Origin of the sequence: Halomonas sp. ALS9 (genome assembly GCF_001651035.1) — a bacterium.
Lineage (GTDB): Bacteria > Pseudomonadota > Gammaproteobacteria > Pseudomonadales > Halomonadaceae > Vreelandella.
In genome coordinates, this window is record NZ_LXRG01000054.1 from 341,272 (window position 1) to 353,614 (window position 12,343).

The window sequence follows — 12,343 nt, forward strand, 5'->3', positions numbered from 1 at the left end:
TTTTATTTTACTGCCTGTATCGCAGACGCCAACATTGAGAGCTCGCCATGTCATTTAAACCAACACCTTTTTGGTTAACAGCCCTTGCGGCCCCCTTTTTTATTACGCCGCTATTGGCTGTAGCCTCCGAAGCCACACTATCGCTGCCCAATGAAGCAACCGTCGGCGTCGAGGTTGTTGAAGAGCTTGTGTTTGAGTCAAACCAAGCGCGCCTCAGCGATATTTTGTTACACCCCACTCAAGCAGCCAGCGCCTCGCACTCTTTACCTGAATACTGCGTTATCGTAGGCAATGCGCACTTGGTCGACGAGCGCATTCGCGTGACCACCCAAGAGGCGACCTGTATTGAAACCCACGACGCTAACAGCGATATTTTCACAGGCGAATTTAGTGCCAGCGCTTATGGCGAAGATGGCCAATACGGTATCGCTTGCGAAGGCAGCCCATGCACGCTTGCTCCTGGCCAGACGTTCCTGCTTACGCTGGATCAACCCGTTGAAATTGAAGAACTGGACAACCCCTCTGAAGAGCTTAATCAGCAGCGCCAGCAAGCCAATGGGGAAGGCGTCGCCAACCCCATACCGCGTGAAGCCGCTGACCCTGAAGTTGAGTAGTGCATTGATTGTATTCTGTTGCTATACCATAAGCGGCTATGCCAACCAGCGCGGGTTCTCTAGCTGAAGGCATTGCTGCTCTAATTGGCGGATATGCTGATCCCAATAGCCGCTATCCGCCAACCAGGGAAACGCTCGAGGAAAAGCCGGGTCATCCCAACGTGACACCAGCCACGCCGAATGCCTTATCAGCCGATAACTTCTTAGCGGCTCAATAAGCGCCATTTGCTCATTAGGAAATGAACGCGTCTCTTCATACCCTTCGATAATTTCACTTAACTGGGATCGCCATCCCTGCGGGTCATCGGTGGGTAGTAGCATCCAGATATCTTGCATGGCAGGGGCCATGGTGCAGTCGTCAAAATCGACCAGGGTGAACTGCTCGTCACGCCCCAGCACATTACCCAAGTGACAATCGCCATGGCAGCGAATAAGGCTACCGGTGGGCACGTCATGTTTTATAAGCTGCTGATGCACCTTTTCAATCACCCGGTCATAGGCCCGGCGCTGATGGCTATTCATCCAATGACTGGCCAGCACCCGCTGCTGAGCATCGAGAATACCGCTGGCCATCTCTAATCGCGGGCGGTGCTGAAAGGTTTTTTTAGCCGATACGTCATGCAACCGCCCCAGCAACTCCCCCATCGCAAACAGATGCGAAGGGTTATCCAACTCCGGTGCCTGGCCGGAGCAGTGAGGAAACAGCGTAAATCGAAAATCCTTGAAATAGTGCAACGACGCCCCCGCCTCGTTTCGCCAAGGCGCGACTACTGGCACCTGCTGATCTACCAGTTCCTGCAGAAAATCGTGCTCTTCCTGAATCACACTATCCGACCAGCGGTCAGGGCGATAAAACTTAACGATCCAGCTTTTGCCGTCATCATCACGAAACATCAGCACGCGGTTTTCATAGCTATTTAACGCAAAAGGCTCGCCTGCAGGCCAAATATCCAGCGACTCTACGGCAGACATCACTAAATCAGGCGAAAGAGAGCTAAACGGGTGTGACATCGGTCACTCCTGGGTTGGCAAAAAGGCGTTTGAATCAGCGAAAGTGCTATTCTATCAATCCTTGCCTAACGGTGTACGCGCGGCCGCCCAAATATCGACACGCTTGGCGCCTGCATCCAGCGCTGCACGCGCCAATGCATGGCCTGTGGAGCCAGTGGTCACCACATCATCAATTATTAACAAATGCGCCGGAGGCGGTGCTTCAAATACAAAAGCGCCCGTCAGGTTGGCAGCCCGTTGGCGGCGGTTCAAGGTGCGCTGAGATGGAGCGTTTTTTATCCGTCTGGCAGACACCATTGGAGTTCCGAGCTGCCGGTTAAGCCGTTCGGCTAACCAGTGCGACTGATTAAACCCCCGGAAACGAGCGTGCATAGGCGTCATGGGCACCGGTAAAAAAGCATCGCCGAGTTTATCCGGCGGGGTCAGCAGCATCAATTCAGCCAGTAGCATGCCTGCCCGTGGCGAAGCATGAAATTTAAAATCATGCACCAGCTGTTTAATCGCTCCTTGATACAGCAGCCCCGCCTGGGTGGTCGAAAATGCCGGCGGGTCAATTAAGCAGTATCCACACAAGCTCTCGCCATGGGAAACAGGGTCACCACATTGGCGACAGGCATGTAAGTTCCATGGCAGCTCGTCCAAACAGGTCGCGCACCACCCTCGCCCCGCTAATGCCGGTGCCAGGCAAAATGCGCAATAGCCAGGCATGGCCTGCTTGATCCAGTGTCCTCCGCGCTGTAGCCACTGCTTCAACGCCATGCTATCTCCTTAAGATTATATACATAAAGATCAAATTATTGATTGACTTCCAGCACAAAGTTGATAATATACGCCTCGTCTTAGCGGATGTGGTGGAATTGGTAGACACGCTAGATTTAGGTTCTAGTGCCGTAAGGTGTGGGAGTTCGAGTCTCCCCATCCGCACCAATTACTTGTTATTTTTCAAGCCTTTAGCTTTACCCCTCTCTTTTCTCAAATGGTTTTCATACAGCTTAAATTTAGCGCTTTATGAATAACTTTTTTGACCAGCATTTTTCGCATTACTCATAATCTTCCTTCGAAAACTTGAATGGCTTAACGCCATGCATTTGCATGTCTGGCATTTACCTACAATTATTTCTAGCAGCAGCCAATTTGACTGACTTGCTCGTGCTTTTCCGCTAATCTCTACATTAAATAATGCTACAAAATTTCTCTCAATGGCTATCACCCAACGCTATATTCGGGGATGATCGTCCATATAGATGAGAAGGATCTCAAATAATGGAATGGCTCAACAATAACGCTCAAGCAATCTCTGCGGTAGCAAGTATTTGCACGCTCTTTGTATGGGTATTTTATGCCCAACTGCTTTATAACGGCTATGTGCGGCAACGCCGACCTCGCGTGATCATTAATCGTGGCAGAGGTATTGGCATGAACTCTGTCTGCTTAATCAGCAATATGAGCAGTGAAGCGATCTACGTTCAGCATCTGGTAGCGGTACTGCATACCCTAAAGCGCAGCTTCTCCCTGGATGTAGTGGAGTATCAGCAGCATGGTGGCAAACAGCAAGAAGCCGACTATCGCACCCATCAAGGCCCACTAGCTTCTGGGGATTACCTCAACATTCAATCCTTTGGCGATATTGTCAATCAGGTCAGAGACTATTGGGAAATTGAGGATAGCCTGCTGCAAGAGCAAAATATTCAACTTGAAATTCGCGTTATCGCCATTTACGGGTCCGAAGATATGCCGACCGGGGCAGCACGAACCTTCAACCTTGACTTGCACGCACCACCCAATCATCAATTGATTCCTGCTAGCGTCGATACCGATCGACTCAATAGCCGTGGTCAACGTAAGCGTGTACTGGAGTGGGCGAAAGAGATTGAAACCCACAAAGCACGCTGAAACCTCACTATCGCTAAGCGGCGACGCTCCCCAATAACGAGACTATCGACGATGCATAAACTAGTAACCCTCTGTTGGCTTGGCATACTCACTACGGTATCGATAAATGTGTATGCCGAAGAGGAAGATAGTGACTTACCCGAGTGGGCGGAAGAGCGCATTGAGCCGTTTCGTGAGAGCGTAGGCAACTGGGTAGACAACACATCGCGCCGCATTGATGGATTCTTTGGCACTGACGATCATATGCAGGTCAACAACGAGTCCTATCTTCGTTTCGGCCAAGAAATTGATTGGATGGAGGGCGACGGCACTCGTGGCGATACCACCCTTCGTTACCGTATTGATTTACCTACCTCAGAGGATCGTCTGCGACTGGTCATCGAGAGTGATCCCGAAGAGTCACAAGGCACTCTAGAAGAGCAAGGCTCCGGACGCCTTGCCAATGACCAGCGTGACCGTCGTAGCTCTACGCTCGGCCTGGATTGGCTAGAAAGCCGCGACAAACGCGAAAGCTGGAGCAATCGGGTGGGTGCCGGTGTTCGCCTGCGCCTCCCCCTTGACCCCTATGTGCGCTTTACCAGCGAGCGTCTGTGGCAACTGGGCGAAGGGCCGTGGCAACTTGAGTCGAATAACCGTGTTTCATGGTTCAACAATGACGGCTACTCAGCTCGCACACGCTGGGATATCGGCCGCCCGCTGAGCGAACGTCGTCACTTGCGCTTTATCACTACCGTCCAGTGGCGAGAGGAAGAAGATAAACTGGAGTACAGTGAAGTTGCCGAAATCAATCACCGCATCAACCGGCGCAGCGCACTGCGCTACTCAGCCATAGCCATCGGTGAAAGCGCCTCCAATCCCCGAATGACCAATTACTACCTGCAGACACGCTATCGCCGCGATATTCATAAAGGCATTCTATTCGCCGATGTGATTCCAGAGCTACATTTCCAGCGCGACGTTAGCTACGACCCTCGCTGGGCAATGACACTGCGCTTGGAGATGTACTTTCAGCGCAAAATTAGCCGCGACTATTTTTAAGTCAATAAAGTCATCCTTGTGGGCGGCCGTACTGGGCCGCCTACTTATTCAGCAAACACCGCGTGGCCCCAACGACAATCCTATAGCCGCAACCCACCATCGCACTCAATGATGCGTCCGGTGAAGTAGTCGTTCTCCATAATGAAGGCAACACTCTGGGCAATATTATCGGGCTCACCCAAACGCTTTAACGGTACGCTTGAAGAAATACGCTCCAACATATCAGGGCGCATCGCAGCGGTCATTTCGGTTGCTACAAACCCCGGCGCTACCGTGCCGGTACGGATACCATAGCGGGCTAACTCCTGGCTCCAGGTAACCGTCAGCGCATGCACACCCGCTTTGGAGGCAGCGTAGTTACTTTGCCCCATATTGCCCGCCCGAGAAATACTGGAGATATTGACGATCACGCCCTCATGCCCAGCTTCAATCATCTGGGTAGCGGCCTCGCGGCCACATAGGAAAACACCGGTTAAATTGACATTAATAACGTTTTGCCAAGCATCCAAGGACATGCGTTTTTCCACTTTCCCCTCTTTGGCCTTTACCAGCAGCGCATCCTGGGTGATACCTGCATTATTAACACAGCCGCTGATCGGGCCCATACGTTGCGCGATATCCGCAAACGTCTGAGTCACGGAGGTCTCCTCGGCGATGTTGACAATAAACGCCTGGGCATCGATACCTTCAGCGGAAAGCTGAGATACCGCTTGATCAAGTGCTTCAGCGCTCATATCCAAGAGCGCCATACGTGCGCCCTGCTTGCCTAAACGCAGCGCCATGGCGTAGCCCAACCCGCGTGCCCCACCCGTGACTGCAATTACCTTATCGTTAAGTACCATTTGTGACTCCTTACAGCAGATGAAATCAGCTTCATTGTGCACTGCAGCATAGAAGATTTATTGGCATAAATCGAGTTACATCCCCCGCTGGAATGCACAATGCGTACTGCTTGCTATTTATATTTATGCCACCATATTACGTAATGACGACGGTTATCGAGCCGCTTTCTGGCGTTTTTGGGAGTTAGCCATGCCTATTGTTATTTTTATATCACTGTTTACGCTACTTGATTTTGTGGTTCTGTTTTCTATTGGTAGCCATATTGGCTTGCTCACGACGCTACTTTTGGTGCTTGGCACCGGTTTTGTCGGGCTTCACCTGATTCGCAAACAGGGCGTCTCCACCTTTGCGCGAGCACGCCAGCGCATGCAGGCTGGCGAAATCCCTTCCAGCGAGCTATTAACCGGCGCTGCGCTTATTTTCGGCGGTGCCTTATTAATGGCGCCAGGCTTTTTGTCTGATGCGCTAGGTTTGGCGTGCTTAATTCCCAACGCACGCCAGTTGATGCTCAAGGCCCTGACCTGGCTGGGGCTTAAAAAAGTTGTCGGGCAACAACAAGGCCCAAGTGCTTCATCAGCTCGGCCTGATGAATATCAAAACGGTCAATCGTCAAAACAGGATGGCCCAATTGAGGGGGATTTTATAAGTAGAGATGAGCCCCCGCGCCGTCGTTAAGGTTTCCTTCGAAAGAAAATCAGCGAAAAAGCAATTTTTTATTACCCTCCCCCCTTGAAAGGTCATCCGTAGCCCCCATTTTTCATCCAGCACACAAATTCGGTGGCAATCCAAACGGTAGCTGCCATTAACAATGAAGACTGTGAGGTCTTCGCTTCTCGCGGGTTACTCCCTCGAGAACACTTTTTAGCTAACCGCCCTTGTCAGGGCTTCAACCATACTCAGGAGAACGTGAATGAATATCCGTCCTTTGCACGATCGTGTCATCGTCCGTCGCGTTGAAGAAGAGCAAAAAACCGCAGGCGGCATCGTGCTTCCGGGCAATGCAGCAGAAAAACCGACGCGTGGCGAAATCCTCGCCGTCGGTAATGGTCGCATTCTGGAAAATGGCGATGTCCGCCCGCTAGACGTTAAGGTTGGCGATAACGTGATCTTTAAAGATGGCTATGGCGTCGAAAAGCAAAAAATCGACGGCGAAGAAGTCTTGATCATGAGCGAAGCCGATATTCTTGCCGTTGTTGAAGGCTAAGCATCGTTGCCGCTGGTACTTCTTTAACCAGCGCTTCGACTATTTACTTTCACGTTTTTGCATTCAATTTAGGAAGTAGCAGATATGTCAGCTAAACAAGTTAAGTTTTCAGATGATGCCCGTAAGCGCATGGCGCGCGGTGTTGACGTTCTCGCCAACGCGGTAAAAGTTACCCTCGGCCCGAAAGGCCGTAACGTAGTATTGGAAAAATCCTTCGGCTCCCCCACCGTGACTAAAGACGGTGTTTCTGTCGCCAAAGAGGTCGAACTGAAAGACAAGTTCGAAAACATGGGCGCCCAGATGGTTAAAGAAGTCGCTTCACAGACTTCTGATGCTGCAGGTGACGGCACAACCACCGCTACTGTTCTTGCCCAGGCGATTATCGCAGAAGGCCTGAAAGGCGTAACAGCGGGTATGAACCCGATGGATCTTAAGCGCGGCATCGACCAAGCCGTGGCTGCTGCCGTTAAAGAAATCAAAGCAATGTCTGTACCGTGCACCGACACTAAGTCGATTGCTCAGGTAGGTACAATCTCTGCTAACGGTGACAAGCGCATCGGTGAAATCATCGCTGAAGCGATGGAAAAAGTTGGCAAAGAAGGCGTCATCACCGTTGATGAAGGCCGTGGCTTTGAAGACGAGCTGGAAGTTGTTGAAGGTATGCAGTTTGATCGCGGCTACCTGTCTCCTTACTTCGTTACCAACCAGGACACCATGACGGTTGAACTGGAAGATCCTTATATCCTGTTAGTGGATAAAAAGATCTCCAACATCCGTGAACTGCTGCCGGTATTAGAAGCCGTTGCTAAGCAAGGCAAGCCGCTGGCCATCATCGCTGAAGACATCGAAGGCGAAGCACTGGCAACGCTGGTTGTTAACAACATGCGCGGTATCGTTAAAGTAGCCGCTGCTAAAGCGCCTGGTTTCGGTGACCGTCGTAAATCCATGCTGCAGGATATCGCTATCCTGACCAACGGCACGGTCATCTCTGAAGAAGTCGGCCTAACGCTTGAGCAGGCAAACCTAGACCACCTGGGTACCGCTAAGCGTATGACTATGTCGAAAGAGAACACCACCATCATCGACGGTGCTGGTGCAGAAGGTGATATCGAAGCACGCGTTAACCAGATCCGCGCGCAAATCGAAGACACCTCTTCTGACTACGACAAAGAGAAGCTGCAAGAGCGCGTTGCCAAACTGGCAGGCGGTGTTGCCGTTATCCGCGTCGGTGCTGCCACCGAAGTGGAAATGAAAGAGAAGAAAGCCCGCGTTGAAGACGCCCTGCACTCTACTCGTGCAGCCGTTGAAGAAGGCGTCGTACCTGGTGGCGGTACCGCACTGGTTCGTGTTATGGCGAAAGTACAAGGCCTGACGGGCGACAACGAAGACCAGAACCACGGTATCAACATGGCGCTACGCGCTATGCAGTCACCGCTGCGTCAAATCGTTGCTAACGCTGGTGAAGAGCCCGCCGTTGTTATCAACCGTGTGAAAGATGAAACCGGCAACTTCGGCTACAACGCACAGACCGGCGAGTACGGCGATCTGTTCGAAATGGGCGTTCTGGATCCGGCAAAAGTAACCCGCACTGCGCTGCAGTCTGCTGGTTCTGTTGCTGGTCTGATGATCACCACCGAGTGCATGATCGCAGAAGACCCGGAAGAGAAAGAAGCTGGCCCAGACATGGGTGGCGTGGGCGGAATGGGTGGCATGGGCGGCATGATGTAATGCACCCCTGAGCCCTCTGCTCTATTGACGGTTAGCATTTAGCTGTCACCAAGAACCCTGCCTTGTGTGGGGTTCTTGCGTTTTTATAGGTCGCTACTAACGACTCCACGCACTATGCCCCACCCACTGCTTAGCGCTTACATGGTACTATCAGCGCGATTTTTATTAAGGCTATAGGGCGAAATCAGCGCATGCTGCAGCATATTCGTATCGTACTCGTACAGACCTTCCACCCTGGCAACATTGGCGCAGCCGCGCGCGCCATGAAAACCATGGGCTTAACCGAGCTGGTATTGGTTAATCCACGCATGTTCCCGGATGAAGAGGCTACCCGGCTTGCTGCTGGAGCTACCGATGTGCTCGAAAACGCACGGGTGGTTACGTCGTTGGAAGAGGCTGTCAGCGACTGCGTTCAAGTCGTGGGGGCTAGTGCCCGCTTACGCAGCCTGCCCTTACCGCATTTTGACGAACCCGATGAGATGGCGGCGGACGTTATTCAAAACGCTGTGACTGCACCGGTCGCGCTGGTATTTGGGCGCGAACGCTCGGGACTGACAAATGATGAGATCCGCTGCTGCACGCACCAGGCCAGCATTCCTGCCAATCCTGATTACGGCATTCTGAATTTATCCCAGGCGGTACAGATACTGGCTTACGAAGTACACCGCGCCTGGCGTAAAGGTGAGGAGAGCGGCTTTACTTATCAGCGCCCACTGGAGGCAACGCCGCCCAGCCGCGAACAGTTCTTACACTTTCAAGCGCATCTGGGCCGCTTGATGCAGGAAAGCGGCTTTTTAACCCAGCCCCACGCCCGCACCGAAGAGCAGCTTCAAGCCCTCTTTGCCCGCGCTCAGCCCAGCCGCAAAGAGCTTTCGCTTCTGCGAGGGCTATTAAGCGCGTTTGAAAGTCATATTCCTCAAAAATAATTCACTAAAGCTAATTCACTAAAACTAATTTACTAAAACTATAAGGGACAACACCCGTGGTTGTCCCTTTTTAGTTTTAACAGTGTCTTGTTTACCAACAACGCTTTTAGAGCATCATCGCCGCTAACCAGCCAAAGCCCACTAACGGAATGTTGTAGTGCAAAAATGTCGGCACGACGCTATCCCACATGTGATCATGCTGACGGTCAACGTTAAGGCCTGAAGTGGGCCCCAAGGTTGAATCAGACGCTGGTGAACCCGCATCGCCCAATGCCGCCGCCGTGCCCACCAATACAACAGTGGCCATGGGCGAGAAGCCAAACTGTACCGCCAAGGGCACAAAGATGGCGGCAATAATCGGAATCGTTGAGAACGATGAGCCAATCCCCAGGGTAATAAATAGCCCTACCAGCAGCATTACCAACGCTGCTAAGCCACGGTTATCGCCAAATAGCGCAAAGGCCCCTGACACCAAAGCGTCAATTTCACCGGTGGTTTTCATGACTTCCGCGAAACCCGCAGCAGAAATCATGATAAAACCGATCAGCGCCATCATCCGCATACCACTGGTAAACAGATCGTCCGCTTCACGCCATTTAAAGATCCCGCCCATTGAAAGCAGGCCAATCCCAACCAAGCCACCCAATATCATCGAACCGCTATAAAGTTGAAGACCAAGTGCCGCGACGATGGCCATTCCTGACATTACCAACCCCAGCATATGCGGCTGAGCAGGCGTATGCCCTTCAGTCACGTTGGCGTTAGCCATATCTTGGGCCTGGTATTCTCGCGGGCGGCGATAGCTCCAAAACAGCGCAACGATTAACCCCAGCGCCATGCCGCCTACGGGTATCGCCATTGCCATAGGCACCATACCCCGGGTAATTTCCAATCCTAACGGCTCCCCGGCGGTATTTAAGTTGGCCAAGAGAATATCATTTAGAAAGATCGCCCCAAACCCTACTGGCAGCAGCATATAAGGCGCCGTTAAACCAAAGGTGAGTGCACACGCTACCGCACGGCGATCCAACTTTAAGCGGTTCATTACGGTTAACAGTGGCGGAATTAACACGGGAATAAAGGCGATATGCACCGGGATTGCATTCTGTGAAGAAATCGCTACCAGCAATACCGCCGTGAGCAGCAACATTTTGACCCTCGCCTGTTGCACGGCGGTGGCCTCTTCTTTCCCCAGCAGCGTAATCAAACGATTCGCCAGCATATCCGGCATCCCGGAGCGGGAGATCGCCACCGCGAAGGCGCCCAAGGTGGCATACGCCAGCGCCACTTGCGCCCCACCACCAACGCCTTGATTAAAGGCATCCAGAGTTTGTTCTAATGACAATCCGCCCACTAGACCACCAACTAAAGCACCCACCACAAGAGCAAATACCACCGAGACACGTGCAAGCGACAGTGCCACCATCACCAGCACCGCAAGAATTACTGCATTCATGAAAATTCCTAGAGCTATTGAGAGGTCATTAACGGCGAAGGGGGCGGATTTTAGCAGATTAAATAGGTAAACCTAAGGCCACGGTTAATGCTTCACGCATTACGACTTTAGTCGCGACACCATTGCTGCATTGCACCACACTACCTACCATCGATCATCTGCTTAATTTCAGCGTCGGCTACTTTACCGTTTGCTTAGGAGCTCGCATGAGCATACTTGCGATTGTCATTTCACTGCTTTTATTAATGTTCCTCGCGTACCGAGGCATTTCAGTGCTGCTGCTGGCGCCTCTCATGGCATGTTTAGCGGTGCTGCTCTCTGGCGATGCTGCGTTTTTATTGCCGATCTACACCGACACCTTCATGGGCGCGCTGGGCAACTATGTTATTCAGTTCTTTCCACTGTTTTTATTAGGGGCTCTCTTTGGTCAGCTAATGGCCGATTCTGGTGCCGCTCAATCGATTGCGAACGGAATTGTCAAAAAGCTGGGCACTCACCATGTTGTGCTCACTGTCGTCATGGCCTGCGCGGTGCTCACCTATGGCGGCGTATCGCTGTTTGTGGTCGCCTTTGCCATTTACCCGATCAGCCGCGAGCTGTTTCGCAGCGCTAATGTGCCCAAACGGCTGATTCCAGCGTCTATTGCGCTTGGCTCTTTCACCTTCACTATGACAGCTCTGCCGGGGACACCTTCAATACAGAATGCCATTCCCATTCCTTATTATGAAACTAACAGCTTTGCAGCGCCTGGCCTGGGTATTATCGCCGGGCTGATTATGCTTGGGCTGGGAACTTTCTATCTTCAGTCACGGGTAAAAAAAGCGGCATCCAATGGGGAAGGATACGGCCAGCATACTGAGCGCGAAGCAGTTGCCAATGAAGAACAAGCAACTACCAGCCTCCCCCTGTGGCTGGCACTGATACCCATCATTATGGTAATTGGTTTGAATGCGCTGTTTACCTACGGTGTGTTTCCTGCCCTTGATTTAAGCTTTATCAGCGACGAGTTTGAAAATGTATCCCCTTCGGGTCAGAGCGGGCTTTGGGCTATTTTAATTGCCCTGCTGAGCGCTTCTGCATGGCTAATCATTACCCGCTGGAAGCACTGGCTGGATCTTAAGGAGAGCGTGAATAAAGGTTGCTTGGGTTCGCTACTACCAATTTTTAACACTGCTTCCGAGGTAGGTTACGGCGCGGTCATCGCAAGTTTGGCAGGCTTTGCCATCATTCGCGATGCGGTGCTTACGGCTTCACCTGGCAACCCATTGATTTCAGAAGCCATGGCGATGAGCGTGCTGGCGGGGATCACCGGCTCCTCTTCCGGCGGGCTATCAATTGCGCTAGAAACCTTGGGCAGCGAATACTTAGCCATGGCGCAACAAGCTGGCATTAGCCCTGAGCTAATGCACCGGGTGGCGACGCTTGCTGCAGGCGGCATGGATACGCTGCCCCATTCGGGTGCCGTTATCACGCTGCTGGCTATTTGCGGTCTAAACCATCGTCAGTCCTACGGCAACGTTGCCATGGTGACCATCGCTCTACCCGTCATCGCGCTGGTTAGCGTCATTATCCTAGGAACACTTTTTGGTAGCTTCTAAAAGCTCACAACGCATGCGATAGTGACTAACTA

The 12,343-nt window shown here is 52.0% G+C and carries 12 protein-coding genes and 1 tRNA gene; 9 read left to right on the forward strand and 4 right to left on the reverse strand.

All coding sequences use genetic code 11. From position 1 onward, the window contains the following. Positions 1-47 precede the first annotated feature (47 nt). Positions 48-614, forward strand: coding sequence for a hypothetical protein (locus A6R74_RS03165; RefSeq protein ID WP_064233008.1), 567 nt, complete (start codon positions 48-50; stop codon positions 612-614). A 36-nt stretch (positions 615-650) separates the two neighbouring features. Here the strand turns inward: A6R74_RS03165 and A6R74_RS03170 are convergent, their stop codons facing one another. Together A6R74_RS03170 and A6R74_RS03175 are read right to left on the reverse strand one after the other, a co-directional pair. After that, positions 651-1,625 (reverse strand): serine/threonine protein kinase, encoded by a 975-nt coding sequence (locus A6R74_RS03170; protein WP_064233009.1) that lies wholly within the window; start codon positions 1,623-1,625, stop codon positions 651-653. 54 nt (positions 1,626-1,679) lie between these two features. Then, positions 1,680-2,384, reverse strand: coding sequence for a ComF family protein (locus A6R74_RS03175; RefSeq protein WP_064233010.1), 705 nt, complete (start codon positions 2,382-2,384; stop codon positions 1,680-1,682). Positions 2,385-2,467: 83 nt separating this feature from the next. On the opposite strand from A6R74_RS03175, the gene A6R74_RS03180 reads away from it, so the two are divergent. The 3 genes from A6R74_RS03180 to A6R74_RS03190 all read left to right on the forward strand — a co-directional run bounded on the left by A6R74_RS03180 (position 2,468) and on the right by A6R74_RS03190 (position 4,556). Then, positions 2,468-2,552: transfer RNA gene (locus A6R74_RS03180), tRNA-Leu, on the forward strand. 336 nt (positions 2,553-2,888) lie between these two features. Then, complete coding sequence (locus tag A6R74_RS03185; protein ID WP_064233011.1) at positions 2,889-3,518, forward strand: hypothetical protein; 630 nt, start codon at positions 2,889-2,891, stop codon at positions 3,516-3,518. Positions 3,519-3,569: 51 nt separating this feature from the next. After that, positions 3,570-4,556 carry a hypothetical protein gene (locus A6R74_RS03190; RefSeq protein WP_064233012.1) on the forward strand — a complete coding sequence of 329 codons (987 nt, stop codon included), beginning with the start codon at positions 3,570-3,572 and terminating at the stop codon, positions 4,554-4,556. An 80-nt stretch (positions 4,557-4,636) separates the two neighbouring features. Here A6R74_RS03190 and A6R74_RS03195 read toward each other — a convergent pair whose 3' ends face one another. Continuing rightward, the gene (locus tag A6R74_RS03195) at positions 4,637-5,398 is read right to left on the reverse strand and encodes an SDR family oxidoreductase (RefSeq protein ID WP_064233013.1); all 762 of its coding nucleotides are present in this window, start codon (positions 5,396-5,398) and stop codon (positions 4,637-4,639) included. A 190-nt stretch (positions 5,399-5,588) separates the two neighbouring features. Between A6R74_RS03195 and A6R74_RS03200 the strand changes: the two genes are divergently transcribed. The 4 genes from A6R74_RS03200 (at position 5,589) to A6R74_RS03215 (ending at position 9,257) form a co-directional block, all read left to right on the forward strand. After that, positions 5,589-6,074 carry an FxsA family protein gene (locus A6R74_RS03200; RefSeq protein ID WP_064233014.1) on the forward strand — a complete coding sequence of 162 codons (486 nt, stop codon included), beginning with the start codon at positions 5,589-5,591 and terminating at the stop codon, positions 6,072-6,074. A 235-nt stretch (positions 6,075-6,309) separates the two neighbouring features. Beyond that, positions 6,310-6,603 carry a co-chaperone GroES gene (locus tag A6R74_RS03205; RefSeq protein ID WP_027959273.1) on the forward strand — a complete coding sequence of 98 codons (294 nt, stop codon included), beginning with the start codon at positions 6,310-6,312 and terminating at the stop codon, positions 6,601-6,603. Between the two features lie 84 nt (positions 6,604-6,687). Next, on the forward strand, positions 6,688-8,331 hold the full coding sequence (groL, locus tag A6R74_RS03210; protein WP_064233015.1) for a chaperonin GroEL: 1,644 nt from the start codon (positions 6,688-6,690) through the stop codon (positions 8,329-8,331). 191 nt (positions 8,332-8,522) lie between these two features. Next, positions 8,523-9,257: an RNA methyltransferase gene (locus A6R74_RS03215; protein WP_064233016.1), complete on the forward strand. Its 735-nt coding sequence runs from the start codon at positions 8,523-8,525 to the stop codon at positions 9,255-9,257. A 106-nt stretch (positions 9,258-9,363) separates the two neighbouring features. On the opposite strand, the gene A6R74_RS03220 is transcribed toward A6R74_RS03215, so the two are convergent. Further along, on the reverse strand, positions 9,364-10,713 hold the full coding sequence (locus tag A6R74_RS03220; RefSeq protein WP_064233017.1) for a Na+/H+ antiporter family protein: 1,350 nt from the start codon (positions 10,711-10,713) through the stop codon (positions 9,364-9,366). A gap of 206 nt (positions 10,714-10,919) precedes the next feature. Here A6R74_RS03220 and A6R74_RS03225 point away from each other — a divergent pair, with 206 nt between their 5' ends. Beyond that, complete coding sequence (locus tag A6R74_RS03225; protein WP_064233018.1) at positions 10,920-12,311, forward strand: GntP family permease; 1,392 nt, start codon at positions 10,920-10,922, stop codon at positions 12,309-12,311. Positions 12,312-12,343 lie beyond the last annotated feature (32 nt).